The sequence below is a fragment of the Ideonella sp. sgz306126 genome (assembly GCF_056032705.1).
Window position 1 is genome coordinate 161,585 of sequence record NZ_JBVYWP010000005.1, and the last position, 26,508, is coordinate 188,092.

Below are 26,508 nucleotides of genomic sequence, written 5' to 3' on the forward strand. Positions count from 1 at the left end.
CGGTGGCAGGTCCCCCCGCCGTCGGCGATGCGTCGCTCGAAGCGACCCGTCTGGACAACGCACCGCAGGCGCGCCCGGGCGCCGTCGCGGCGCAGGACGACAGCGCCGCTGCGCTGGCCGACGCGGCCCTGTCCGGCGCCAACAGCATGGGCCACGTGGGGCGCTATGCGCTCAAATCGGTGCTCGGCGAAGGCGGCCTGGGGACGGTCTACGCCGCCTGGGACCCGCTGCTGTCGCGGCCGGTGGCGGTCAAGACCTTGCACCTGACGCCCAGCGAGGCCGGTCCGCCCGGTGCCCTCGATGAATTGATCCTCAACGAAGCGCGCGCCGCCGCCGGCCTGTCGCACCCGCACATCGTCACGGTGTTCGACGCCGGCACCTCCGACCAGGGCGTCTACATCGCGATGGAGCCGCTGAAGGGGCGTGATCTGCGCCACTTGCTGCAAGAAGGATGGCGGCCCGGATTCGTCGAGACCGCGCACCTGGTCCGGCGGGTCGCCGACGCGTTGGCCTACGCGCACGGCAAGGGCGTGATCCACTGCGATGTGAAACCGGCCAACATTTTCATGGTCGGGCGCAAGCAGCCCAAGCTGCTGGACTTCGGCATCGCCCGGGTCGCCCACCGCGACGCCCCCGCGCTGGACGGCCTGATCGCCGGCTCGCCCTACTATCTCGCGCCCGAGCAGTTGCAGAACCGGCCTCTGGATCGCCGCTGCGACGTCTATTCGCTGGGGGTCGTGCTGTTCGAACTGCTGACCGGCCAGCGCCCCTACGGCGGTGCGACCCTCGACGATATCCACCGTGCCGTCTTGTCGGCCCCGCAGCCGCAGGCCCGCCGCGTCCACGCCAAGGTGCCGACGGCCTTGTCCGCGATCGCCGCGCGCGCGATGGCCCGCGACCCCGGCGCGCGCTACCCGTCGGCCCGGCACCTGGCGATGGACTTGCGTCATTGGCTGGATTCCCCGGAAGCCCAGGCTTTGCAGGAGACGCCGACCGAACAGCGCGCGCGCCACCTGAAGTGGCTGGCGCTGGCCCTGGCGGGCCTGGCCGCGGCCACCAGCCTGCAGATCTGGTGGACCAACGCGCATCGCAAGGACGTGCCGGGCGTGGTGGCCCTTCGCCCCCCGGCACCGCCACCGCCCGACCGACCGCCGCCGGCGGTCGCCACGGCCGAGCACGAGCCGCAGACCGCACTCCCCGGCCAGGACAAGGTCCCTACCGCGCCGGCCGCCCGGGCGCCGACGCGCCACGCCACCCGCGCGGCCCGCGAACGGCCGCACCTTGGGGAATCCAGCCCCTTGCCCGCCACCGGCACGCTGAGCCTGGCCGTTTCCCCCTGGGGACAGATCGAGGTCGATGGCCGCCCCGCCGGCACCGCCCCGCCGCTGACCCGTCTGACCCTGCCGGCCGGCCGCCACACGCTGGTGGTGCGCAACGCCGACTTCCCGCCCATCCAGCGCAGCGTCGACATCGACCCTGAGCACCCCGTGTCCCTCAAACTTCACTTCGGATCGTGATGTCCCCCCCCGATGCCTCCCTGCGCCGTGCTCTGGCCGGCCTGGGCGCCGCCACCCTGCTGATGCTGGGCGGATGCGCCGCCCCCCCGGCGCCGGTCGGCGTCACCGAGTTGATGGTCCACCCCGCGGAACACCAGCTGCTCGCCGGGCTGCGCCTGTACGACGACGCGCGCTACCCCGAGGCCGAACAGGCGCTCAAGAGCGCGCTGAGCCTGGGGCTGGCCAGCCGCCGCGACCAGGCGGCGGCCTACAAGACGCTGGCCTTCATCGAGTGCACCCACGAGCGCCTGACGGAGTGCGAGGCCGCTTTCCGGGCGGCCCGGGCGGCCGACCCTGCCTTCGCGCTCAGCCGCGCCGAAGCCGGCCACCCGATCTGGGGGCCGGTCTACACCCGCTCGCTGCACTGAGCACCGGCCGTTACGCTCTGCCCGCAGGGCCTCGCGTATCATCCGCCGCTTGCATGAGCGCCACTGACATCTTTGCCGCCGACTTCTCGCACCCGGTGCGGGTCTACTGGGAAGACACCGACGCCGGCGGAGTGGTGTTTTACGCCAACTACCTGCGCTACTTCGAGCGCGCCCGCACCGAATGGCTGCGCGCCGCTGGCTGCGGCCAACAAGCGCTGGCCGAGGCCACCGGGCTGCAATTCATCGTCACCGAAGCGCAGACGCGGTTCCTCCGGCCGGCCCGCCTCGACGACAGCCTGCGCGTCAGTGTCGAACCGGTCGAGCTGGGCCGGGCCCGCATGCTGCTGCGCCAACGCTGCCGGCGTGGCGAGACGCTGCTGTGCGACGCGACCATCCAGGTCGCCTGCGTCGACCGCGGAACCTTCCAGCCGCGTCGCATTCCGACTGACATCCTCCAACGTCTGGGCTTGCCGCCCACCACCCGCTCCGCATGAATCAGGATCTCTCGATCGTTTCTCTCGTGTTGCACGCCAGCTTCGTGGTCCAGCTGGTGGTGGCCGGGCTGCTGACCATCTCGCTGGCCAGCTGGACGGTGATTTTTTCAAAGCTCTCGGGCCTGTCGCGGGTGCGCGGCGGCAACGACCAGTTCGAGCAGGATTTCTGGTCCGGCAAGAACCTCAACGACCTGTACCAGAGCGCCAGCAGCCGGGTCGATGCCTCGCCGATGGAACGCCTGTTCGCCAGTGGCATGCGCGAATTCCTGAAGCTGCGCGAGCGGCGCCTGGACACCGGCGCCCAGCTCGACGGCGCGCGCCGCGCGATGAAGGCCAGCCTGCAGCGCGAGCTCGACACGATCGAGGGCAGTCTGGGCTTCCTGGCCTCGGTCGGCTCGGTCAGCCCCTATGTCGGCCTGTTCGGCACCGTGTGGGGCATCATGCACGCCTTCGTCGGCCTGTCGAACCTGCAGCAGGTCACGCTGGCCACCGTCGCGCCGGGCATCGCCGAGGCGCTGGTGGCCACCGCCATCGGCCTGTTCGCCGCCATCCCGGCGGTGATCGCCTACAACCGCTTCGCGCGCGACATCGACCGGATCGCGATCCAGCTCGAGAGCTTCACCGAAGAGTTCTCCAACATCCTGCAGCGCAACGTGGCCGCCCCCAACGCCACGCCGGCGCGCTGAGGGCCGCGCGATGCCCGGAGTCGTCTCGCGGGGTGGCAGCGGCCGCCGCCGACGCTCGATGAACGAGATCAACATGGTCCCGTTCATCGACGTGATGCTGGTGCTGCTGATCATCTTCATGGTCAGCGCGCCGCTGATCACCACCGGCGTGGTGGACCTGCCCACGGTCGGCAAGGCGCGACAGCGGCCCAGCTCGGTGGTGGAGATCGTGGTCGGCCTGGACGACCACATGAAGATCCGAGTCGACAAGGGCGAGGCCGAGTCCGTCACGCTGGCCGAGCTGGCGGCGCGCGTCCAGCAGGCCCAGAACGGTCGCAGCGACGTGCCGGTGGTGATCTCGGCCGACCGCCAGGTGCGCTATGAAAGCGTGGTCAAGGTGATGGACAGCCTGCAGCGCGCCGGCGTGCAGCGCGTGGGGTTGTCGGTCAAGCAAGGCGGTTGAGCGCCGTGTCCGCCCCCTCGTCCTCCTCGCTGCTGCACCCGCTGACCGTGCCGCGCGATGCGCTTCGCCCGCCCAGCGCGGACAACCCGCGGGCCGGCGTGCTGATGTCGCTGATCGCCCATGCCTTGCTGGTGACGGCGTTGACGCTGGGCGTGCACTGGCACACCGAGGAGCCTGCCGGCGTGCAGGCTGAACTGTGGGCGGCCACGCCACAGCTCGCGGCACCGCCCCTGACCGCCCCGCCCACGCCGGCGCCGACCCCTGCGCCGCCCCCGACGCCGACGGTGCGCCCGGTCGAGCCACCGCCGCCACAACCCGCCGCCCAAGCGCAGCGCGATGCCGAGATCGCGATCGAGAAGGCCGACCGCGAACGCAAGCGCCAGGCCCAGCGCGAGGCCGAGGAGCAGCAGGCCCGGGATCAGCGCGCGAAGGACGAACAGGCGCGCAAGGCCCAGGCCGAGAAGGACAAGCTGGCCCGGCGCCAGGCCGACGAGGCGGCGCGGCGCCAGCAGGCCCAGGCCCAGGCCGCTCAGCTCAAGCGCGATCAGGCTGCGGCCGCCCAGCAGGCACAGGCCGCTGCCGCTCAGCGCGAGAAGCTGCGCCAGGACCAGATCCGGCGCATGAACGCCCAGCTGGGCGGCACCGGCTCGCCCGACAGCACCGGCAGCGCCGCCCATGACGCCGGTCCGTCGGCCACCTATGCCGGGCGTATCAAGGCCCGCATCAAGCCCAATATCGTGCTCACCGACGACATCGCCGGCAACCCGGTCGCCGAGGTCGAGGTCCGGGTGGCACCCGATGGCAGCATCATCGGCCGGCGCATCGTGCGGCCCAGTGGCGTGAAGGCCTGGGACGACACCGTGCTGCGCGCGATCGACCGCACGGCCCTGCTGCCGCGCGACACCGACGGCCGCGTGCCGCCGACGATGGTGATCAGCTTCCGACCCCAGGAGTGACGCCGCGCGCGTCGCGCCGGTGCGGTTGAAAGGTTCGGCCGGTCTGGCGCGACCAAGCGCCAGACCCCGCCATCACCCCGGGACACGGATCAACGCCGGTCCCGGAACTCCGTACACTGCTCCGATCCCTCGCCTCGCCGTCCCCTTGCATGAGCGACTTCCCCCGACAGATTGAAGCCCTTCGCCCGCAGCTGATGCGCTACGCCCGCAGCCAGCTGCGCAATGACGCCTGGGCCGAGGACGCCGTCTCGGACACCGTGCTCGCCGCGCTGGAGCGGCCCCAGTCGTTCCACGGCAGCTCGCAGCTCAAGACCTGGCTGGTAGGCATCCTGAAACACAAGCTGATCGACCAGTTGCGCCGCCATGCCCGCGAGGCCACGGTGCTGGACCGCGACGATGGCGAGGACCTCGATGCGCTGCTGTTCGACGACACCGGCCACTGGCGCGAATCCCCGGCCGACTGGAGCGACCACCCCGAGGCGTCGCTCGGCCAGCGCCAGTTCCTGGCGGTGCTCGACGCCTGCGTCGAGCAGTTGCCCAGCACCCAGGGCCGCGTGTTCATGATGCGCGAGTGGCTGGAACTCGACACCGACGAGATCTGCAAGGAACTGGCGATCAGTTCGAACAACCTGTGGGTGCTGCTGCACCGCGCCCGCCTGCGGCTGCGGGAGTGCCTGCAGGCCGGCTGGTTCAGCCCGGCCCGGGTGGCGGGATCTCATCCATGAAGCTGCACCTCAGCTGCCGCGACGCGACGGTGCTGGTCCTGCAGGGCGAGGACCGCCGCCTGTCGCTGCTGGAGCGGCTCACACTGCGTTTTCACCTGCTGATCTGCGAGGCCTGCCCGAAATTCGTCCGGCAGGTGCAGATGATGCGGGGGGCGATGGGTCCGTGGCGGGCCTACCGCGACGGCGACGACGGCTGAGCGGGGCACCGTCACGGAATTGGCGGGTCATCGGGGTCTTGTTCCGGATTTCGACCCGCCGGCCTGCTCCTACGATCGGCCTGTCCGCCGTGGGCTGTCGATGTCCCGACGCCACGGACGGCCTGAGCAGCGACCATGTCGGATCTGTCCCACCCGCACCTGACCCTCGTCCCGCACGACGCGGCCGACCTTGGGCCCGTCCGCGACCGCAGCGCGCAGCCGCCCTTCGCGTGGCCGTCGCCGCCCTATGCGGCCTACGCGGCGGCGGAACCCCAGGCGGAACCCGAGGATTGCGAGATCGAGGGACTCAACGGCAAGGTCATGCACGCGCGTCTGACCCTGTTCGATCCGGCCCAGGGCCTGGCCCAGGTGCAGGTGCCGCCGGCGCGCACGACGATGCCGCTGCGGCTGTCGCAGTTCCGACGCCTGACGCTGACCCGGCCGATTCATCCGGTCGCGGCTGCTCCAGGGCTGTCGGGAGAGCTGCTGACCTTCCATCCCCGCATTCCCTACCGCATCGTCCTGAAGGACGGCCCGGTGATCTCGGGCGAGACCATCGGACACGTCGACACCGAGCTGGGGCTGTTCCTGTTCCCACCGCTGGATGATCGGGGCGGCGTGGCGCGGCTGTTCTGCCCGCGCACGGCCTACGAGCGGGCGGATGTCGGCGTGCCGATCGGCCAGCAGCTGCTGGCCGACGACACCGCGTCGCCGGCACAGATCAACGCGGCGCTGGCCGAGCAGGCGGAGATGCGCCACCAGCGCGTCGGCGACATGCTGCTCAAGAGCAAGGTGGTCAGCCCCGAACACCTGCAAGCGGCGCTGCAAGAGCAGTCGCGCATGCCGATGGTGCGCATCGGCGAGGCGCTGATCGCGCTGGGCTACATCGACCAGCAGCAGCTCGAAGCGGCGCTGGCGCAGCAGGCGCAGGACAAAAGCGTCCCGCTGGGCGAGCTGCTGGTGCGCAAGGGGCAGGTGCAGCGGCACGAGCTGCGCATCGCCCTGGCCCGCAAGATGGGCTACCCGGTGGTGGACGTCGAAGCGTTCCCGATCGAGATCGCGGCGCTCAAGCGCATCCCCACCGCGGCGGCGACGCGCCTCAACGTGCTGCCGCTGCAGGAATTGCCGGGCCGGCTGGTGCTGGCCATCGAGGATCCGTCGCGCCGCGACGTGATCGACGAGATCGAGTTCCTCGCGCAGACCAAGGTCATCCCGGTGCTGCCCTCGCAGGACGACCTGGCCCGGGTGGTGGTCGCGACCTACCAGCGCCACGGCCTGAGCGACGCGACCTCGCTGCAGATCGAGAACTCCGGCATGGTCGACCTCGATGAAGGTGGGGCCGGCCGCCTGCTGGCCGCGCTGGAACTCAGCCCCACGCACGAGCGCGAGACGGCGGACGACAACGCCATCGAGCAGTCGGACAACTCCCTGGTGCGGCTGATCAACACGATGATCTACGAAGCCCATGCGCAGGGCGTGTCGGACATCCACATCGAGACCCACCCCGGGCGCGAGAAGGTGCGCATCCGCTTTCGCCGCGACGGCCTGCTCAAGCCTTACATGGAGTTGCCGCACACCTACCGCAGTGCGCTGATCGCGCGCTTGAAGGTCATGTGCGACCTCGACATCTCGGAACGCCGCCGGCCGCAGGACGGCAAGATCAACTTCGCCCGCTTCGTGCCCAGTTGCCCGATCGAGCTGCGGGTGGCCACCATCCCGACCGCCAATGGCCTGGAAGACGCCGTGATGCGCATCCTGGCCTCGGCCAAGCCGCTGCCGCTGGATGCGCTGGGACTGTCGCCGAACAACCTGACGGCGCTGAAGGAGGCGATCGAACGCCCCTATGGCATGGTCTTGTGCGTCGGCCCCACGGGCTCCGGCAAGACCACCACGCTGCACTCGGCGCTGAGCCACATCAACGTGCCCGAGCGCAAGATCTGGACCGCCGAGGATCCGGTCGAGATCACCCAGCCCGGGCTGCGCCAGGTGCAGGTGAACCCCAAGATCGACTGGACCTTCGCCAAGGCCCTGCGTGCCTTCCTGCGCGCCGATCCGGACGTGATCATGGTCGGCGAGATCCGGGACGGCGAGACCGCCCGCATCGCGGTCGAATCCTCGCTCACCGGCCACCTGGTGCTCTCGACGCTGCACACCAACAGCGCGGCCGAGACCGTCACCCGCCTGCTCGACATGGGCATGGACCCGTTCAATTTCGCCGACTCCCTGCTCGCCGTGCTGGCCCAGCGCTTGGTGCGCCGGCTGTGCCCGCACTGCCGCCAGGCGGCGCCGGCCACCGAGGACCAGCTCCAGGAACTGCTGGACGACTACCTGCACGCCTGGACCTCGGGCGAGGCGGCACCCAGCCGCGACGCGCTGCTGGGCGAGTGGCGTCAGCGCTTCGGCGTGGCCGGGGTTCTGCAGGCCTACCGCAGCCCGGGCTGCCCGAAATGCGACCACGCCGGCGTGCGCGGCCGGGCCGGCATCCACGAGTTGCTGACCGTCACGCGCTCGCTTCGGCACCTGATCCAGACCGGCGCGCGCGCCGAGGAGATCCAGCGTCAGGCGCTGGCCGACGGGCTGCGCACCTTGCGCCAGGACGGCATCGAGAAGGTGCTGGCCGGTATCACCTCGATCGACGAGGTGCGCGCCACCAGCAACGTCTGACGCCGACCCGCGCTCGCGCCCTTACTTCAGGGCCTTGAAGCGCAGGCGGTGCGGCCGGGCCCCTTCCTCGCCCAGGCGCTTCTTCTTGTCGGCTTCGTACTCCTGGTAGTTGCCGTCGTAGAAGAACCACTGCGAGTCGCCTTCGCAGGCCAGGATGTGGGTGCAGATGCGGTCCAGGAACCAGCGGTCGTGGCTGATGATCATCGCCGAGCCCGCGAATTCCAGCAGCGCGTCTTCCAGCGCCCGCAGGGTTTCGACGTCCAGGTCGTTGGACGGCTCGTCCAGCATCAGCACGTTGCCGCCCTGGGCCAGGGTCTTGGCCAGGTGCAGGCGGCCGCGCTCGCCGCCTGACAGCTGGCCCACCAGCTTCTGCTGGTCGTTGCCCTTGAAGTTGAAACGCCCCAGGTAGGCGCGGCTGGGCATCACGAACTTGCCGACGACGATGTTGTCCAGTCCGCCGGAGACGTCCTGCCACACGGTCTTGTCGGCCGCCAGGCCCTCGCGGCTCTGATCGACGAACGCCAGGTGCGCGGTCTTGCCGACCTTGACCTCGCCCGAATCGGGCTGCTCGACGCCCTGGATCATGCGGAACAGCGTGGACTTGCCGGCGCCGTTCGGTCCGATGATGCCGACGATCGCGCCCGCCGGCACCTTGAAGCTGAGGTTGTCGATCAGCAGGCGGTCGCCGAAGCTCTTGCTGACGCCGTTGAATTCGATCACCTCGTTGCCCAGTCGCTCGGCGACCGGGATGAAGATCTCGTTGGTCTCGTTGCGCTTCTGGTATTCGACGTCGCTCAGTTCCTCGAAGCGGGCCAGGCGCGCCTTGCTCTTGGCCTGGCGGCCCTTGGCGTTCTTGCGCACCCATTCCAGTTCCTGCTTCAAGGCCTTGGTGCGGGCGTCCTCGCTCTTCTGCTCGGCCTCCAGGCGCTTCTCCTTGCCTTCCAGCCAGTCGGAATAGTTGCCCTTGTAGGGGTGGCCCACGCCCCGGTCGAGTTCGAGGATCCACTCGGCGGCGTTGTCGAGGAAGTAGCGGTCGTGGGTGATGGCCACGACGGTGCCGCTGAAGCGCTTGAGGAACTGCTCCAGCCAGTCCACCGACTCCGCGTCCAGGTGGTTGGTGGGCTCGTCGAGCAGCAGCATGTCGGGCTTGGACAGCAGCAGGCGACACAGCGCGACGCGGCGCTTTTCGCCGCCCGAGAGCTTGCCGATGTTGGCGTCCCAGGGCGGCAGGCGCAGCGCGTCGGCGGCGATGTCCAGCAGGTGGTCGGTGTTCTCGCCGCCGGCGGCGGCGATGATGGCTTCGAGCTCGGCCTGCTCGGCGGCCAGCTTGTCGAAGTCGGCATCGGGCTCGCCGTACGCGGCATAGACCTCGTCGAGGCGCTTTTGCGCGGCGATGGCCCCACCGATGCCCTCCTCCACCGCTTCGCGCACCGTCTGGTCGGGGTTGAGCTGGGGCTCCTGCGGCAGATAGCCGATCTTCAGGCCCGGCATCGGCACCGCTTCGCCCTCGATCTCCTTGTCGATGCCGGCCATGATTTTCAGCAAGGTGGACTTGCCCGAGCCGTTCAGGCCCAGCACGCCGATCTTGGCGCCGGGAAAGAAGGACAGCGAGATGTCCTTCAGGATCTGCCGCTTCGGCGGCACGATCTTGCCGACGCGGTTCATGGTAAAGACGTATTGAGCCATGGCGAGGAAACCTGAGGTGAGTGGGCAGGGAGACGCGAATCCGGCGCAGGGCGCCAGTGGCGCCGGCCCGCCGGACGCTGCCTGCGCAGCGCTCGCCCGGGCGGACGAGACGGGTGTCAACTCGTGATTATCGCCGCCCTGGCGCCCACGGCGCCGATCGGCACCCGATCTGCGGTCCAGGCCCCCGTTCCGCCCTCCCGATGCGGCCCGGCCTCAGGCGAACGGGGCGCCGCCTGGCGGCGGCATGTCGAGCGGTGACAGGTCGGTTTCCGGCATCTGTCCTGGGTCGGGACGGTTGCCCTCGTCCCAGTCGTCCAGCAGCGGTGCCAGCGCCCGCTCGTCCACCGGATGCGCCACCAGGTAGCCCTGGATGTCGGTGCAGCCCGCCAGGCGCAGCACTTCCAGTTGCGCCGGCTCCTCGACCCCCTCGGCCACGGTGCGCATGCCCAGGGTGTTCGCCAGATCGATGATGGTGCGCACGATCGCCCGGGCGTCGTGGTGGGTCAGCAGCTCGCGCACGAAGGCGCGGTCGATCTTCAGCGTATCGAACGGAAAACGGCGCAGGTACTGGAAGGCCGAATAGCCGGTGCCGAAGTCGTCCAACGCGATATGAACCCCCAGCTCCTTGAGCCCGTGCAGGTTGGCCAGCGCCGTGGCCGCGTCGTCCATGAACACCGATTCGGTGATCTCGACCTCCAGGCGGTGGGGCGCCAGGCCCGAGCCCTTCAAGGCCCGCGCCACGTCGGCCAGGAAGTGCTCGCGCATCAACTGCACCGGTGAGACGTTGACTGCGATCGACAGGGTGGGCAGCGCCCGCACGGCCGTCCGGCAAGCCTCGTTCAGCACCCAGGCCCCGATCTCGGCGATCAGGCCCGACTTCTCCGCCACCGGGATGAATTCGACCGGAGAGATGTCACCCAGTTGGGGATGCCGCCAGCGCAACAGCGCCTCCGCACCCCGCACATGCCAGCTTTGCGTGTCGACGATGGGCTGCCAGTGCAGGCGCAGCTCGTTGCGCGCCAGCGCGTGGCGCAACTCCTGGTCGATCGCCACCTGGCGGCGGCTGCGTTCGCCCAGCCACGGCGCGAAGGTCTCGCAGCGGCCGCGGCCGCCTTCCTTCGCGGCATAGAGCGCCAGATCGGCATTGCCCATGACCTCGTCGATCGTCGTGCCGTGCTCGGGAATCAGCGCCAGCCCGATGCTCGCGCCCACGGTGACGCCGCGGCCACCGACCACGCCCGGCGCGCTCAGCACCTGCTGCAGGCGCCGCGAGAGCAACGCGATCTCGTCGTCGCTGCGCACGTCGTCGAGCAGCACCGCAAACTCGTCGCCACCGAGGCGCGCCACCATGTCGGAGCGCCGCATCACCGATTGCAGGCGCTGCGCGATCAGCTTGAGCACGCCGTCGCCGACGGAATGGCCGAACGAGTCGTTGATCGTCTTGAAGTTGTCCAGGTCCAGGCACAGCAGGGCGCAGCGCCGCGGCGTGCTGACACAGGCTTCGAGGGTCTGGTTCAGGCGCTCGCGCAGCTGGTCGCGATTGACCAGGCCGGTGAGCGAGTCGAAATGCGCCTGGTAGGTCAGATGCTGGTGCGCGAGGCGTTGCTGGGTCACATCCGAAATGACGCCACGCCAGCCCACGGTGCGACCGCCTTCGTCCAGCAGCGGCTTGGCGGTGATGGACCACCAGCGCAGGCTGTCGGGCATCTGGATCGCGATCGCCACGTCGCGGAACGGCTTGTCCAGTGCCAGCGCGCGGCGCAGCGCACGAATGCCGTCGGACTCCAGCGCGCCGGGGCTGCGCTGCGCCAGCACCTCGATCAGGCCGCGTTCGGCCACCCAGCGCTCGCCGGCGCTGCTCAGCAGGCTGGTGAGCTTGCTCGACACATGGGTGAAGCGGCCGACCCGGTCGATCTCCCACAGCACGTCGGTGGCGTGCTCCTCGAAATCGCGCAACAGCAGGGCCACCATCTGGCCCTGGCGCTCGGCCTCGCGCTCGCTGCTCAGGCGCGCGTTGAACTGGCGCGCGGACCAGCGCACCGCACGCACCAGCACCAGCAACTGCACCCCAAGCAGCACGGCCAGGCCCGCATCGAGTGTGTCGCCGATGCGGTACAGCGCGATCAACTGCCCCGCACCCAGCACGAAGATCCAGCTCAGCGCCGCCGCCGGCACTGTCGCCAACACGAAGGCGCCAGCGGACGTCAGCCCCACGGCGGTCGCCACCAGCACCATCTGGCGCCGCGTGTCGACATCGCCGAACCAGATCAGCAAGCTGGCGGCCCAGACCCCGGCCAGCAGCGCGGCATGCACGATCGCATGCCGCACGGCGCGTGGCGAAACCCGCTTGACCGGTTGGCTGCGCCGGCGCAGCGCCGCTCGCAACGCAGGCACCCAGACCAGCACCAGCATCACCAGCCAGGCCAGCAACGGCGCGCTGCTGACCTGATCGCGAAGCGCCAGGAAAGTGACCAGCCCGGCGATCAGGTTCAGCACCATCACGAACGGCGTCAGCCGGGTGATGGCCCCCAGGTGCTGGGCCCGCGTCTGCGCCGACGCCGTGTCCAGCGCCCGGTAGACGCGCGTCTCGTCGCGCCAGCGCAGCAAGGCCTCACTCAACGCGGTCGTTAGGGACAAGACGGATCCTCGGGGCTGGCATCGAAAGCAGGCAGCACCGCGGCCGGCGCCTGGGCTGTCATCCGATGGTAATGACTCAGGTGGCAAGTCACGACATCGGCCATGACGGATCTATCGGCGAGAACCGGCAGGACTGTAATTTTCCGCACCGGCGTGGTCTCGCTCGCGCGGCGCCGGCTGCTGGTAAACTCCGCCGCAGCAACGCAGGCTCCAGCCTCGGCGGTTGCACGTCATTCCTGACAGCGGGGCGCCTGGCGCGGCTCGCACCCACCCTCAGCCGGGCCTGGCTGGTTCCCCGGGGCACTCCCTGCGGGCGTATGGGCCGGCGACATGCTCCGAACGAGCCTCCATGACCTTTGAAACTCTCGGCCTGGCCGAACCCCTTGTGCGCGCCGTGCACGAACAAGGCTATACCCACCCGACGCCCATTCAGCTGCAGGCCATCCCGGCGGTGCTGAACGGCGGCGACCTGTTGGCCGGCGCCCAGACCGGTACCGGCAAGACCGCCGGCTTCACGCTGCCCATGCTGCACCGCCTGGCGGCCGTCGGCCACAAGAAGGACGCCAAGGGCCGGATCGCGATCCGCGCGCTGATCCTGACCCCCACGCGCGAGCTCGCCGCCCAGGTCGAGGAAAGCGTGCGCACCTATGGCAAGTACCTGCCGCTGACCAGCATGGTGATGTTCGGCGGCGTCGGCATGGGCCCGCAGATCGACAAGCTGCGCCGCGGCGTGGACATCCTGGTGGCCACCCCCGGCCGGCTGCTGGACCACCACCAGCAGGGCACGCTGGACCTCAGCCACGTCGAGATCTTCGTGCTCGACGAAGCCGACCGGATGCTCGACATGGGCTTCATCCACGACATCAAGAAGGTGCTGGCCGTGGTGCCCAAGCACAAGCAAAGCCTGCTGTTCAGCGCCACCTTCAGCGATGAGATCAAGCAGTTGGCCGACCGCCTGCTGAACCAGCCCGCGCTGATCGAAGTGGCGCGCCGCAACCAGACCGCCGAGACCATCTCGCAAAAAGTGCATCCGGTGGGACGCGAGCGCAAGAAGGAATTGCTGGCCCACCTGATCCGCAGCGGCAACTGGCACCAGGTGCTGGTGTTCACCCGCATGAAGCACGGCGCCAACCGCCTGGCCGAGTTCCTGAACAAGGAAGACATCAGCGCGATGGCCATCCACGGCAACAAGAGCCAGGGCGCGCGCACCAAGGCGCTGGCCGAGTTCAAGAGCGGCGACCTGCAGGTGCTGGTGGCCACCGACATCGCGGCGCGCGGCATCGACATCGACCAATTGCCGCACGTCGTCAACTTCGAGCTGCCCAACGTGCCCGAGGACTACGTGCACCGCATCGGCCGCACCGGCCGCGCCGGCGCGCAGGGCGAGGCGATCTCGCTGGTCTGCGTCGACGAGGATTTGTTCTTGCGCGACATCGAAAGGCTGATCAAGCGCGAGATTCCGCGCGAAATCGTCCCCGGCTTCGCCCCCGATCCCAGCGAGAAGGCCCAGCCCATCGTGCTGGGCCAGCGCATGACGATCGGCGTCGGCTCGGGCGGCCCGCGTCGAGGCGGTGGCGGTGGCGGCGGAGGTTCGCGTGCCGGCGGCCGACCGTCGTCGGGCGGCGGTGCCCGCCAGGGCGATGGCCGCCACGCCGCACCGCGCGGCGATGGCCGCAGCGGCGGCACGGGCTCGCCTGCGCGCCCTGCCGGACGTGGCCCGCGCCCGGCCGGCCAGGGCGGCTCGCGCGGCGGCAGCGGGCGCTGAACGGCGCGAACCGCGCAACCCGCAGCAGCCCGCGACGGCAGGCACGGTCTCCGAGCTCGCAGGCACCGCCTGCGGCTCGCCACCGCCCGGCAACCTGAGCGATGATGGCCACCGGAGGTGGTCATGCAAATCGACTTCTTGGGCGCGGCAGACTGCGTCACCGGCTCGCGCCATCTGGTGGAATGGGGCGGACGGCGCGTCCTGCTCGACGGTGGCCTGTTCCAGGGCTTCAAGGTGCTGCGCGAACGCAACTGGCTCAAGCCGCCGTTCGAGGCGCGCAGCCTGGACGCGGTGGTGCTCAGCCATGCCCACCTGGACCACAGCGGCTGGCTGCCGGCCCTGGTGCACCACGGCTACCGCGGCCCGATCTACGCATCGCCCGCCACCTGCGCGCTGGCCGAGGTGCTGCTGCTCGACGCCGCCCACCTCCAGGAAGAGGATGCCCGGCGCGCCAACCGCATGGGCTATTCGAAGCACGAGAAGGCCTTGCCGCTGTTCACGCGGGCGGACGCCCGGCGCGCCCTCGCCCAGTTCACGCCGGTCGGCGAAGGCAAGCCCCGCGACCTGGGCCGCCAGGGAGGCCGTGCCGGCGGCCTGCAGCTCAGCCTGAGCTCGGCCGGCCACCTGCTTGGCGCCTGCAGCGTCACGCTCAGCCACCAGGGAGAACGCCTGGTCTATTCGGGTGACCTGGGCCGGCAGAACGACCTGCTGATGCCGCCGCCGCAGCCGCTGCGCCAGGCCGACGTGCTGCTGGTCGAGTCGACGTACGGCAACCGGCTGCATCCGAAGGAGGACGTGGGTGAGCGCCTGGGCGCGATCGTGCGCGACACCGTCGGCCGCGGCGGCTCGGTGCTGCTGCCTGCGTTCGCGGTCGGGCGAGCCCAGGCCTTGCTGCTGGCGCTGCAGCGCCTGCGCGCCCGCGGCGAGATCCCCGCCCATCTGCCGATCTTCCTGGACAGCCCGATGGCGATCGAGGCCACCGCGGTGTACCGGCAGTACCGCCGCCTGCTGCGCGTGCCGCAACGCGACATGACCACGCTGTGCGATGGCGTGCGCATGATCACCACCAGCGCCGAGTCCGAACGCCTGGCGCGCTCGCAGGGGCGCGGCCGGACGCCGGCGATCATCATCTCGGCCAGCGGCATGGCGACCGGCGGGCGGGTGCTGACCCACCTGGCGGTGATGGCCCCCGACCCGCGCCATCACATCGTCTTCGCGGGCTTCCAGGTCGGCGGCAGTCGCGGCGCACTGATGGTGGCCGGCGCCCGTGACGTGAAGATCCGCGGCGCCTTCGTGCCGGTGCGTGCCAGCGTCAGCCAGCTCCAGGGCTTCTCGGGCCACGCCGATGCCGACGAATTGATGGCCTGGCTGCGCCACTTCGACACGCCGCCGCGCCAGACCTTCGTGGTGCACGGCGAGCCCGAGGCCAGCGACGCGCTGCGCCAGCGCATCGCCCGCGAGCTTGGCTGGGCGGTGCGCGTGCCGCCGCAGGGCGGCCGATTCATGGTCTGACTCGGTGCGGCGCGCGAACGATCGGCGCCGCCAGAACCCGGTCCGCGGGCGCGTGCCGGCCGCAGCCCCCCCGGCGCTACAGCGTCATCGCCAGGCGCACGCCCTGGTCGATCGCCCGCTTGGCGTCGAGCTCGCCCGCCTCCTTCGCGCCGCCGATCAGGTGCACCGTCATCCCGGCGGCCTGCAGCGGCGCCTGCAGCTCGTGCAGCGGCTCCTGGCCGGCGCACAGCACGATGGTGTCGGCAGCGATCCACCGCAGGTTCTCGCGCTGCTCGCCATCGCTGACCTGCAGGCCCTGGGGGCCGATGCGCTCGTAATTGACGCCGCCGACCATGCGCACGCCGTGTTGCTTGAGGGTGCTGCGATGGATCCAGCCGGTGGTCTTGCCCAGGCCGGCCCCCAGCTTGCCGGCCTTGCGCTGCAGCAGCGTCACCTGGCGCGCGGGCGCCGCGGCCTGCGGGGCCTCGGCGGCCAGGCCGCCGCGGGCCGTGGCCGGGTCCGCCACCCCCCATTCCAGCCGCCACGCGGCCGGATCGAGCGCGGTCGAGGCGCCGGCCTCCTGCACCAGGAACTCGGCCACGTCGAAGCCGATCCCGCCCGCCCCGACCACGGCCACCTGCGCGCCCACCGGCGCGCCGCGCAGCACATCGATGTAGCTCAGCACGTTGGCGCCGTCCTGGCCGGGAATGCGCGGATCGCGCGGCCGCACGCCGGTGGCGATCACGACCTCGTCAAAGCCCCCCGCGCTCAGCTCGTCCGCGCCGACGCGCGTGTTCAGGTGCAGCGCGACGCCGGTGATCTCGACCCGTCGGCGCCAGTACCTCAAGGTCTCTCGAAACTCTTCCTTGCCCGGCACCTGTTTGGCCAGGTTCAGCTGCCCGCCCAACTCGGCAGCCGCGTCGTAGAGGTGGACCTCGTGGCCGCGTTCGGCCAGCGTGGTGGCCGCCGCCAGGCCGGCCGGGCCGGCGCCCACCACCGCCAGCTTCTTGCGCATGCGCGTGGGCTCGATGCGGATCTCGGTCTCGTGGCAGGCCCGCGGGTTGACCAGGCAACTGGTGAGCCGGCCGACGAAGATGTGGTCCAGGCAGGCCTGGTTGCAGGCGATGCAGGTGTTGATCTCGTCGGCCCGACCCTCGCGCGCCTTCTTGACGAACTGCGCGTCGGCCAGCAGTGGGCGCGCCATCGAGACCATGTCGGCGCAGCCGTCGGCCAGCAGCTGTTCGGCGACCTCCGGCGTGTTGATGCGGTTGCTCGCGATCAGCGGGATCGCGACCTCGCCGCGCATTTTCTGCGTCAGCCAGGCGAAGGCGCCGCGCGGCACGCTGGTGGCGATCGTCGGCACCCGGGCCTCGTGCCAGCCGATGCCGGTGTTGATGATCGTCGCCCCCGCGGCCTCGACGGCCTTGGCCAGCAGCACCACCTCGTCCCAGGTCGACCCGCCGGGCACCAGATCGATCATCGACAGGCGATAGATCAGGATGAAATCGGGGCCCACGGCCTCGCGGGTGCGGCGCACGATCTCGACCGGCAGGCGCATGCGGTTGGCGTAGCTGCCACCCCAGTCGTCGTCGCGCTGGTTGGTGCAGGCGGCGATGAACTGGTTGATGAAATAGCCCTCGCTGCCCATGATCTCGACGCCGTCGTAGCCGGCCTCGCGGGCCAGCTGGGCACAGCGTACGAAGGCGCGGATCTGGCGCTCGATACCGCGTGCCGAAAGCGCCCGAGGCGTGAACGGCGAGATCGGCGATTTGATGCGCGAAGGCGCCACGGCCAGCGGCTGGTAAGCATAGCGGCCGGTGTGCAGGATCTGCAGCGCGATCTTGCCGCCCGCGCCGTGCACGGCCTCGGTGACGACGCGGTGGCGCCGAGCGGCGCCCGAGCTGGCCAGCGTGCCGGCGAAGGGCTTGGCCCAGCCTTCGATGTTGGGGGCGAAGCCCCCGGTCACCATCAGACCGACCTCGCCCTCGGCGCGTTCGGCGAAGTAGGCCGCCAGCTTGCGCAGATCCCGTCCGTCTTCGAGCCCGGTATGCATCGAGCCCATCAGCACGCGGTTCTTCAGCGTGGTGAAGCCCAGGTCCAGCGATTGCAGCAGATGGGGATAGGTGCTCATGGGCGTCTCGGCGAACGAAGAGGCGCTCGGCACGAGCGCGAAGCGCCGATGGTAGGTCGGGCGTCCGGTCCGCCGCTGGAGTCCAGCCTCTAGAGGAGGCGCGGACCCGCCCTCGGTGCCGAAAACCCGCCCGGCCCGTTCAGGGCAGCGTCGCGGCCGCCGGGGCCATGGACGGCAGGCTGATCTGCTCGTCGGTGCTGAACTGGTAGTCGCGGAACACGTGCTCGGCGCTCAACAGCTGGTAGCTGCCGTCGGCGTTGCGGTGCGTGGTGTCTTTCAGCTTCCAGGTCAGTTGGCCGCAGGTCCAGATCTCGAAGTTGCGCATGTGGGTGCACAGGCAGGTCTTGTCCATCACCGAGATGCGCTTGGCCCCGGGGTGCGCCGCGACCTCGCGGTTGTAGGCGGTGATGTAGGCGCATTTGCCGTTGGCATCGAGCAGGTAGCCGTAGGCCTCGCAGTTCGGGCGGATGCCGTCGCCGATGCCCGGGCTGGACTTGATCATGCGCATCGGGTAGCCGGTGGGCGAGATCTGGTTGACCTCGATGTCGTCCTCGTTGGCCTTGAAGTACTCCTGCTTGACGTCGGCCGGCAGGCCGCATTCTTCGGTGACCGTGAAGCGTGTCGCCACCTGGACGCCGGCACCGCCCATCTCGAGGAAGCGCACCGCATCGCTGCCGGTGAAGATGCCGCCGGCCGGCAGCACGGGGATGTCGAGATGCTCGGCCTTCAGGTACTGCAACACCTCGGTGGTGATCGTCGCGAGGTCGTAATCGGCCCAATCCATGCCGAAGCCCAGGTGGCCGCCGGCCAGCGGCCCCTCGACCACGATGTAGTCCGGCAGGCGATCCAGGCGTGCGTTCTTCTTCAGGAACAGCTGCAAGGCACGCACCGACGAGACGATGATGCCCAGCTTGGCATCGCGAAAGCGCGGGTGGTCCTCGATCAGCGCGAACGAGCCCAGGTGCAGCCCGGCCGCCAGCGTGATGCCGTCGATGCCGGCGTTCAGCGCCGCTTCCATGCGGACCTTCAAGGTCTCCCTGGGGGCGTTCATCGTCAGCTTTTCCATGCAGTTGATGAACACCAGGCCGCTGCCCTGCTTGCGGCTCATGGTGGCGTCGACATGCAGGCGGGTGGCCTCGGCCAGGTGCCCCAGGTTGAACTTGACCGGCGACTTGTCTTCCGACTCGGTGTTGTACTTGTACAGCGCCTGCTTGTTCTTGACGTACTTGGTCTTGTAGCGACGGTCGGTCACCGTCTTGATCATCGCGTCCGAGATATGGCCGACCCCGCCCAGACGGGCGGCCTCCAGGGCCAGATCGGCCGACGAGATGTCCACGCCCATGCCGCCCACCATGATGGGCACCAGCTCATGAGTGCCCATGCGCAGGCGGAAATCGTCCAGACGTCTCATCGTTTTCTTTCTCAAGCAGGCCCGACCCCGGTCTCGGGGCGACGTGGGCAAAGTGTGAATGCTACGTGAAGCACCTTGCACGTCCTTCCAACGAGGTCAAAGTTCGGTCGAAGACGCGGGATCGAAACCGCCAAACTGTCAATTTTCGCGTCCAATGCGGGCCATGACCCCTACCGACGATGTGGACCAGCGTTTGACCGACCTGGAAATCAAGGCCAGCTATGCCGAGGATCTGGTCGACCACCTGAACCAGACGGTCTTTCGCCAGCAGCAGCAGATCGACGCGCTGCTGCGCGAACTGAACCGGCTGCGGCAGCAGCTGGCCGATGCGCCGCAAGGCGCCGCGCGCAGCCTGCGCGACGAACTGCCGCCGCACTACTGAGTCCGCCCCGCGTCGACCGGGGCGCTCAGGCGGGCGAGGCCTCCAGCCAGCGCGACACCACGGCCACAAGGTCCTTCTGGGTGAAGGGCTTGGCCAGGTGATCGTCCATGCCGCTGGCCATCGCCAACGCCAGGTCTTCGGGCAGGACGTTGGCGCTCAGCGCGACGATCGGGATCCGCCGGGTGCCCAGCCGCTGCTCGCGTTCGCGCCATTGGCGGGTGGCGGCATAGCCGTCCAGCACCGGCATCTGCCCGTCCATCAGCACCAGCGCGATGCCACCGGCCTGGAGCGCCTCGACCGCCTGCTGCCCGTTGGCCACCTGGCGCACGGTCATGCCGCTGCGCTGCAGCATCTCGACCGCGACCAGCCGGTTGAGCTCGTTGTCCTCCGCCACCAGAATGGCCCCCGGATGCGCGCAAGGCTCCAGCGGCAGCGCCGCCTGCACCATCTCCGCCGGGGCGGCCGCATCGATCGGCGGCAGCGCGAGGGCGAACTCGAAGCTGCTGCCCTGCCCCGGCACGCTGCGGACCGAGATCTGCCCGCCCATGCGCTGGACCAGGCGCTGAGCGATCACCAGCCCCAGCCCGGCACCGGAATGGGAGCGCTGCGGCCCCTCGTCCAGCTGCTGGAAGGGCTGGAACAGCCGCGGCAGGTCGGCGGCGGGGATGCCGGGCCCGGTGTCCTCGATGACGAAGCGGGTGCGCTCGGGCCGCTGCGGGTCGGGCTCGACCCGCAACCTCACCTGCCCGCGCTCGGTGAACTTCAGCGCGTTCGACAGCAGGTTGCGCAGCACCTGCTCCAGCCAGCGGCACTCGCCCTGGACCCGGTCGGCCCGGCCGGGGGTCGTCTCGACCCGCAGCAGCACGCCCTTCTCGGCGGCGGCGGCCGAGATCGGCGCGCTCACCGCGGTCACCAGGTCGGCCAGCGACAGCGCAGCCACCCGGCTTTCGAGCTGGTCGGTCTCGATGCGGGCATGGTCCAGCACCTCGCCGAGCGAAGCCATCAGGCTTTCGCTCGCCTGGCGCGCGGCGTCGAGCAGGCGGTGTTGCGTGCCGGACAGGTTCTCGGCGTCCATCAGGTCGAGCGCCCCCATCATGCCGGCCATCGGCGTGTGGATCTCGTGGCTCATCGTGGCCAGGAAGCGCGACTTGGTCGCCAGCTCGGCTTCGAGCCTCGCCATCACCGCGCGCAACTCGCCGTTCGCGGCGGCGGCCTGCATGCCGGAGCGCAGGGCCCGCAGCGTGGTGCGCCGGAAGTCGGCGGCGGCGCGCAGCATGGCCAGCAGGAACAGCGCCGAGATCAGCGCCAACGGCCACGAGGCCACCCGCGGATCGACCGCCGCCAGCACGATCAGCGGCAGCATCATCGGCAACGCGATCCACTCGAACGAGCGGCCGATCAGCGACATGTAGAAGCCGGCCGTGGCCAGCGAACCGGCCAGCACGAAGCCATGCAGCACCGCCTCGCCGGGTGTCAGGTGGGGAAAGAAGCCGATCGTCACCAGCGCCCACATCAGGCCGCTCATCGCCGCGTTGGCCTCGATCTGCCACTCGGCGCGCCGCAGGTCCGCCGCCCCCATCGTGCGAATCGCGGGCAGGCGGTGCATGAAGCTCAGTCGCCACAGGCCGCTGACCAGTGCCAGCGCGGCCACCGGCCCGGTGGCCCAGGGAAACCCCAGCCGCTGCGACGGCAGCAGCAGCACCCCGATCACGCCCCACAACAACGGGACGCTGAGGCGGGCGCCAGAAACGGCAGCCCCCAACGCTTGGCGCCGAAGGTCGAGTTCAAGAACTTCGTGTGGATCGGTCATGGCGCAGCCGCAGGCTGCAGGGAGACGAGACCTGCATTCTGGGCCACGGCCGAGCACCGTCCATCCCCACATCCCCGCAGCCCGGTCCGGTCGCCGCGCACAGCGGCGCCGAGGCGATCGGGCCGGCTATCCGGGGCTCACGGCTGCTGCCAGCTGACGTTGGCCTGATTGAAAATGGCCGCAAGCTGGCCGCCATGGGCCAGGTCCGTCATGGCCTGCTGGACCGCCTGGGCGAGATCGCCGGCGTCGGACTTCACCGCGCAGCCCACCGCCCAGCCGTCGTGCATGCGCGGCACCGGCAACGGTTCGATGACGAAGCGGTCGTCGCCGCGCAGCACCGATTCGAGCTCCGACGCGTTGCCCGCCGCGGCAGCCACCTCGCCGCGCTGCAGGGCGCGCGCCGCCTCGGTGCCATCCTTCCAGTTCGTCACCAACTGCTGGCGATAGGCGCCGCCATCGGCCCCGATCATCAGCCAGCCGGCCAGCGTCTGGCCCGAGACGGCCACCTTCTGGCCCTTGAGCGAGGTCAGCGACGGCAGCTCCGGCAGCAGCTTGCGGTCCCGCGCCATCATCACGCGTTCGCGGTAGTACGGCGCGAAGATTCTGACCTTCGGGTTGTCCTGCATCAGCGGCCGGTCCACCGGCACGTGCAGCATCAGGTCCGCCGGGCCGTAGCCCAGGTAATGCCCCTTCCAGACCATGTTGCGCAAGTCGTCGTTCATGCTGTCGTCGGCATTGAACGGCAGCAGCGAGAGCTTCAGGCCCAGCGCCTTGGCGATCGCCTCGGCCAGATCGACGTCGATGCCCTTGCCGGCCGCATGGAACGGCGGCATCTCGTTGTAGACCGCCACGCTCAGCGTGCCGCGCTGACGCAAGCGATCGAGCGTCGGGGTGGCGGATTGGGCCGTGGCGGCACCGGCGACGCCGGTCAGCGCCAGGCTGCCGATGGCGGCCAGGCAATGGCGCCGGTTCCAGGAGATGGCATCAGTCATCAGAGGGGCTTCTCGCGGCGGGTTTCGAGGTAGGACTTGATCGACCAGAAGGCCTCCTGGCTCAGCACGCCCTCGAACGGCGGCATGTAGACGGCGCCGTTGCGGGTGCGGCCGTGGCGCACGGTGGTCAGGAAATACTGGTCGTTGTCCTTCTTGCAGGCGGCCTTCTTGGCCGCGTCGGCCATCGTGGCGCATTCGTTGTCGAGTCGGCGCAGGTCCGGCGCGATGCCGCCCGAGATGGCCTCCAGGCCATGACAGCGGGCGCAGTTCTGGTTGAAGGCCGAGGTGCCGATGCGGATCGCGGTCTCGTTGCCGCTGAACGGGTTCTCGTCGCGCCAGCCATCGCCCAGTGCGGGCAACTCGTGGGTGTCCACCGGCTGCGGCGTCACGTCGCCATGGGCGAGCGCCGCGGCGGCAGCGACGGACAGGGCCAGGGTGGTGGCGACGCGGCGCCAGGAAAGGGTCGATGAGCAAGAGCGGAACATGAACGCTGTCTCCAATGCATGGAATGTGGAAAGGGCAACTCTGGCGGGGAACCGGTTGTCGGGCATCAAAACTGCAAGGGATGTGCCACCAGCCTCGACAGGGGTTCCCGGACCCCGAATTCGTCAAAATCATCGGGGTGAGACCCTAGATGATTGCGCCGATCTGAAGCGCATTCTGCGTTGACCGAGGGCTGGAACAGTCGTACCGTGGCGGACTGTTCGATTTCTGAGCAATTCAACAAGAACGAGGTCTGACCACGACGGCCTCGACGACGGAGACGCCCCCATGACCGGTTTCTTTCCCCCGGCGCCTGCCGGCGCCCGCCCCCGGCGCCCCCAGGACGCCAGCGGCCGCGTCGCGGTCCGCACGGGTGGCAGCACGCCGGCCCACAGTGCCGCGATCGAGCATTCGCACGAGCGCTGCGTCGCGCTCGGCGTCTCGCCGATCGAGCGCCCCGATCACTCGCTGCTGGGCCGCAGCGACCTCACCGTCGCCCGCGAGCGGAACCTGCGGCTGCATTCCCACGCAGCGCCGGTGATGGAGATGCTGTTCGAGCAGATCATCAACACCGACAGCATGGTGGTGCTGACCGACGTCACCGGCACCATTCTTCATTCGATCGGCGACGACGACTTTCTCTCGAAGGCGTCGAAAGTGGCGCTGCAACCCGGCGCCAACTGGTCCGAGGCGAACAAGGGCACGAACGCCGTCGGCACGGCGCTGATCGACGAGGTGCCCACGCTGGTCCACGCCGACGAGCACTTCATGCACGCCAACCACTTCCTGACCTGCTCGGCCGCGCCCATCCTCGATCCGCGCGGCAACATCCTGGGCGTTCTCGACGTCTCCGGCGAGCAGCGCAGCTACCACCAGCACACGATGGCCCTGGTGAAGATGTCGGCGCGGATGATCGAGAACCACTGGCTGACCGACGACTACCGCAACGTCATGCGGCTGCACTTCCACAGCCGGGTCGAGTTCATCGGCACGCTGATGGAAGGCATCCTCGCGGTGGCGCCGGACGGCAAGATCGTCGGCGCCAATCGCGGCGCGCTGGAACAGCTCGGGCTCAACGGCAGCTCGCTGCGCATGCATTCGCTGAACTCGCTGTTCAGCACCACGGTGGGCACGCTGGTCGACCGGTTCCGATCGCCGCTGGCCATGCCCTTGCCGGTCGAGCTGCACGACGGGCGGCAATTCCATCTCTACGCACGCTTCAACTGGCCGGTGTGGACCAGCGTCGCCGAGGCTGCCCAGGCCCACCCGTTGCCGCGAGGCGACGTAGCCGCCGAGGAGGCCACCGTGCGCAAGCCGCCGGACGCGGCGGATGCCGCGCCCTCGGCAACGACCGGCCGGCGCTCGGGCCTGGCGGAGCTGCAGACCGGCGATGCCCAGGTCGACACCGTGATCGCCAAGATCCGCCGCGTGCTCAACCGCGACATCCCCATCCTCGTGCTGGGCGAGACCGGCACCGGCAAGGAACTGCTGGCGCGCGCCATCCACCAGGACTCCGACCGCGCACGCCAGCCCTTCGTCGCGGTGAACTGCGCCTCCATCCCCGACACGCTGATCGAGGCCGAGCTGTTCGGCTACGAAGAAGGCGCCTTCACCGGCGCGCGGCGCAAGGGCTCGGTGGGCAAGATCGTCCAGGCCAGCGGCGGCACCTTGTTCCTCGACGAGATCGGCGACATGCCGGTCAGCCTGCAGGCCCATCTGCTGCGCGTGCTGCAGGAGCGTCAGGTCACGCCGCTGGGCAGCGCGAAGTCGGTCAGCGTCGACGTGGCCATCATCTGCGCGACCCACCGCAACCTGCGCGAGATGATCGCGGCCCAGCAGTTCCGCGAGGATTTGTACTACCGGCTCAACGGCCTGGCCGTGCGCCTGCCGGCGCTGCGCGAGCGCACCGACCTGCTGGCGCTGGTGCAGCGCATCCTCGACCGCCAGAGCCCGGATCGGCGCCTGAGCCTGTCGCCCGACGTGCTGCGCCTGTTCCAGTCCTGCCAGTGGCCCGGCAACGTGCGCCAGTTGTTCAACGTGCTGCGCACCGCCGTCGTGATGGCGGCCGGCGACGCGGTGATCACGCTGGACCACCTGTCCGACGACTTCATCGACGACGCCCGGCACGCCGCCGCCCGGCAGCCGCAGGCGGTACCGCCCCCCTTGCCGGTGGCCCCCGCGCCACCCGAGCCCGTCGCGCCGCCCGCGGCGGCGCCGGTCGACCTGCACCGGCCCGCCGCGCCGGTCGCGCCCGCCGCGGCGCAGCCCGTGACACCGGTGCCGGCCAACGCGGCGGCCCACGAGCCCGTCGGCTCGCTGCAGGACATGGAGATCAACGCGATCCGGCGGGCCGTCGAGGCGGCCGGCGGCAATATTTCCGAGGCCTCCAAGCGCCTGGGCATCAGCCGCAACACGATCTACCGCAAGCTGCGCTGGCAGGCACCGGGACACTGACGCGGCCGCTGCGGCGGGCGGCACCGTGCGGCGCGCCCGGCCTCAATGCGGCGACGGCGGGGCGTGCGGCAAGTCGGCTTCCTCGCGCGCCGGGCCGCCGTCGAAGGTCCGGGCCTCCTCCAGCGCCCACATGCGCTGCCAGTTCAGGCTGTGCCGCATGCCCTGGGTCAGCCAGGCGTCGATGCCGTCGAGCGCCGCCGGAGCGTCGGTTTCCAGCGCGCCCTGGCGCTGGGCCGAACGCACCGCCGCAGCCAGCGACCGCAGGTAGGCCAGTTGCCGCGCCGGCGCCGCTGCTGCCAGCAGCGGCCCCTGTTCGGGCAGCCAGCGCGTCGCGTCGCCGTCGGCACGCGACAGCCGCAGCAGCCGCCCGATCGACGCCGCCATCACCGCCGGATCGGCATCGCGCAGGTCCGGCGGCCCGTCGCCCCACAGCAGTCCGTGGGCGCTCCACAGTGGCTGGTCGCGCAGGCGGAACACCGTCACCGGCGTGTCGTCGGCGCGGTTCAGCAGCCACCAGCGGAACGGCCCGACCTCGCCTTCGACGCCGGTCAGCCGGTGCGGCGCGATGCGGATCGGGTCGGGCCCCAGGTCGGCGGCCGCCTCGCCCAGGCGCTGACGCATGCGCGTGACGCAGCGCGGGCAACGCTCGCCCATCGTCGCGGCCACCTCGGTGTGCGCCCACAGCCGCGCGCCCTCGTAGCCGGACGCCCCCAGCACCAGCTCGGGCCGCGGCCAGGGTGCGATCACGTCGCTGATCACCCAGCCGGTACGGGCCTTGAGCTGGCAGGCCAGCGCGCGGCCGAACGCCGGCGTCGGCCCGGCGCCGAGCAGCCAGACCTCGTCGCCCTGATGAACCAGCAGCAGGTTGGAGATCACGCCCCGGTTGCGGCCATCGCTGTCACCCGCCGCGCCGCCCACGCGCCAGACGTCGGCGGACAGCGCCTGCAGATCCACCGGCGGGCCTTCGCAGGACGCGCCGTCGGACGGACTGCCGGCCGCCTGCGCCGCCGGCCCCAGCACCAGCCAGGCCGCGAACGCCGCCGCGAGTCCGCGCCGCAAGCGGTGGAAACCCTGTGCCAGATCAGGACGCTGCCGCGACGCAATGTCCCACCCGATGCGCGGCAGGTTCGGGCAAGCCCTTGCAAACCGAGCCTGCGCGGTCTCCCGCGCCGTCGCGG

The 26,508-nt window shown here is 70.2% G+C and carries 21 protein-coding genes; 13 read left to right on the forward strand and 8 right to left on the reverse strand.

Annotated features, from left to right (window positions below; all coding sequences use genetic code 11):
* Positions 1-2: 2 nt before the first annotated feature.
* The 9 genes from AC0N04_RS15855 (at position 3) to AC0N04_RS15895 (ending at position 8,088) form a co-directional block, all read left to right on the forward strand.
* Entirely contained in the window at positions 3-1,517 is a 1,515-nt protein-coding gene (locus AC0N04_RS15855; RefSeq protein ID WP_474283222.1) for a serine/threonine-protein kinase, read from the forward strand.
* Positions 1,517-1,924 carry a TssQ family T6SS-associated lipoprotein gene (locus AC0N04_RS15860; RefSeq protein WP_474283223.1) on the forward strand — a complete coding sequence of 136 codons (408 nt, stop codon included), beginning with the start codon at positions 1,517-1,519 and terminating at the stop codon, positions 1,922-1,924. The genes AC0N04_RS15855 and AC0N04_RS15860 overlap by 1 nt, the downstream gene beginning before the upstream one ends.
* A gap of 53 nt (positions 1,925-1,977) precedes the next feature.
* A complete protein-coding gene (gene ybgC / locus AC0N04_RS15865; RefSeq protein WP_474283224.1) occupies positions 1,978-2,418 on the forward strand; it encodes a tol-pal system-associated acyl-CoA thioesterase in 441 nt (146 codons plus the stop codon).
* On the forward strand, positions 2,415-3,104 hold the full coding sequence (gene tolQ / locus AC0N04_RS15870; protein ID WP_474283225.1) for a protein TolQ: 690 nt from the start codon (positions 2,415-2,417) through the stop codon (positions 3,102-3,104). Before ybgC ends, tolQ begins: the two co-directional genes overlap by 4 nt.
* 10 nt (positions 3,105-3,114) lie before the next feature.
* Positions 3,115-3,546, forward strand: coding sequence for a protein TolR (gene tolR, locus AC0N04_RS15875; RefSeq protein WP_474283226.1), 432 nt, complete (start codon positions 3,115-3,117; stop codon positions 3,544-3,546).
* A 5-nt stretch (positions 3,547-3,551) separates the two neighbouring features.
* Complete coding sequence (tolA, locus tag AC0N04_RS15880; RefSeq protein WP_474283227.1) at positions 3,552-4,502, forward strand: cell envelope integrity protein TolA; 951 nt, start codon at positions 3,552-3,554, stop codon at positions 4,500-4,502.
* A gap of 149 nt (positions 4,503-4,651) precedes the next feature.
* On the forward strand, positions 4,652-5,227 hold the full coding sequence (locus tag AC0N04_RS15885) for a sigma-70 family RNA polymerase sigma factor (protein WP_474283228.1): 576 nt from the start codon (positions 4,652-4,654) through the stop codon (positions 5,225-5,227).
* A complete protein-coding gene (locus AC0N04_RS15890) occupies positions 5,224-5,424 on the forward strand; it encodes an anti-sigma factor family protein (protein ID WP_474283229.1) in 201 nt (66 codons plus the stop codon). The genes AC0N04_RS15885 and AC0N04_RS15890 overlap by 4 nt, the downstream gene beginning before the upstream one ends.
* A gap of 135 nt (positions 5,425-5,559) precedes the next feature.
* Entirely contained in the window at positions 5,560-8,088 is a 2,529-nt protein-coding gene (locus AC0N04_RS15895) for a GspE/PulE family protein (RefSeq protein ID WP_474283230.1), read from the forward strand.
* Positions 8,089-8,109: 21 nt separating this feature from the next.
* Here AC0N04_RS15895 and ettA read toward each other — a convergent pair whose 3' ends face one another.
* Positions 8,110-9,774: an energy-dependent translational throttle protein EttA gene (gene ettA, locus AC0N04_RS15900; RefSeq protein ID WP_474283231.1), complete on the reverse strand. Its 1,665-nt coding sequence runs from the start codon at positions 9,772-9,774 to the stop codon at positions 8,110-8,112.
* Positions 9,775-9,987: 213 nt separating this feature from the next.
* Entirely contained in the window at positions 9,988-12,411 is a 2,424-nt protein-coding gene (locus AC0N04_RS15905) for a putative bifunctional diguanylate cyclase/phosphodiesterase (RefSeq protein ID WP_474283232.1), read from the reverse strand.
* A 349-nt stretch (positions 12,412-12,760) separates the two neighbouring features.
* On the opposite strand from AC0N04_RS15905, the gene AC0N04_RS15910 reads away from it, so the two are divergent.
* Together AC0N04_RS15910 and AC0N04_RS15915 are read left to right on the forward strand one after the other, a co-directional pair.
* The gene (locus AC0N04_RS15910; protein WP_474283233.1) at positions 12,761-14,176 is read left to right on the forward strand and encodes a DEAD/DEAH box helicase; all 1,416 of its coding nucleotides are present in this window, start codon (positions 12,761-12,763) and stop codon (positions 14,174-14,176) included.
* A 123-nt stretch (positions 14,177-14,299) separates the two neighbouring features.
* Positions 14,300-15,688: an MBL fold metallo-hydrolase RNA specificity domain-containing protein gene (locus AC0N04_RS15915; RefSeq protein WP_474283234.1), complete on the forward strand. Its 1,389-nt coding sequence runs from the start codon at positions 14,300-14,302 to the stop codon at positions 15,686-15,688.
* 76 nt (positions 15,689-15,764) lie between these two features.
* Here AC0N04_RS15915 and AC0N04_RS15920 read toward each other — a convergent pair whose 3' ends face one another.
* Positions 15,765-17,798, reverse strand: coding sequence for an oxidoreductase (locus tag AC0N04_RS15920; protein ID WP_474283235.1), 2,034 nt, complete (start codon positions 17,796-17,798; stop codon positions 15,765-15,767).
* A 139-nt stretch (positions 17,799-17,937) separates the two neighbouring features.
* Complete coding sequence (locus AC0N04_RS15925; protein ID WP_474283236.1) at positions 17,938-19,209, reverse strand: nitronate monooxygenase; 1,272 nt, start codon at positions 19,207-19,209, stop codon at positions 17,938-17,940.
* Between the two features lie 163 nt (positions 19,210-19,372).
* Between AC0N04_RS15925 and AC0N04_RS15930 the strand changes: the two genes are divergently transcribed.
* Positions 19,373-19,591, forward strand: a complete 219-nt coding sequence (locus AC0N04_RS15930) for a SlyX family protein (RefSeq protein WP_474283237.1) — start codon at positions 19,373-19,375, stop codon at positions 19,589-19,591.
* A 25-nt stretch (positions 19,592-19,616) separates the two neighbouring features.
* On the opposite strand, the gene AC0N04_RS15935 is transcribed toward AC0N04_RS15930, so the two are convergent.
* The 3 genes from AC0N04_RS15935 to pedF form a co-directional block, all read right to left on the reverse strand.
* The gene (locus tag AC0N04_RS15935) at positions 19,617-21,401 is read right to left on the reverse strand and encodes an ATP-binding protein (RefSeq protein WP_474283238.1); all 1,785 of its coding nucleotides are present in this window, start codon (positions 21,399-21,401) and stop codon (positions 19,617-19,619) included.
* A gap of 137 nt (positions 21,402-21,538) precedes the next feature.
* A complete protein-coding gene (locus tag AC0N04_RS15940) occupies positions 21,539-22,393 on the reverse strand; it encodes a substrate-binding periplasmic protein (RefSeq protein ID WP_474283239.1) in 855 nt (284 codons plus the stop codon).
* Entirely contained in the window at positions 22,393-22,878 is a 486-nt protein-coding gene (pedF, locus tag AC0N04_RS15945; RefSeq protein ID WP_474283240.1) for a cytochrome c-550 PedF, read from the reverse strand. Before pedF ends, AC0N04_RS15940 begins: the two co-directional genes overlap by 1 nt.
* A 286-nt stretch (positions 22,879-23,164) precedes the next feature.
* Here pedF and AC0N04_RS15950 point away from each other — a divergent pair, with 286 nt between their 5' ends.
* Entirely contained in the window at positions 23,165-25,330 is a 2,166-nt protein-coding gene (locus AC0N04_RS15950) for a sigma-54-dependent Fis family transcriptional regulator (protein ID WP_474283241.1), read from the forward strand.
* A 42-nt stretch (positions 25,331-25,372) separates the two neighbouring features.
* Here the strand turns inward: AC0N04_RS15950 and AC0N04_RS15955 are convergent, their stop codons facing one another.
* Positions 25,373-26,389 carry a hypothetical protein gene (locus AC0N04_RS15955; RefSeq protein WP_474283242.1) on the reverse strand — a complete coding sequence of 339 codons (1,017 nt, stop codon included), beginning with the start codon at positions 26,387-26,389 and terminating at the stop codon, positions 25,373-25,375.
* Positions 26,390-26,508: the final 119 nt, after the last annotated feature.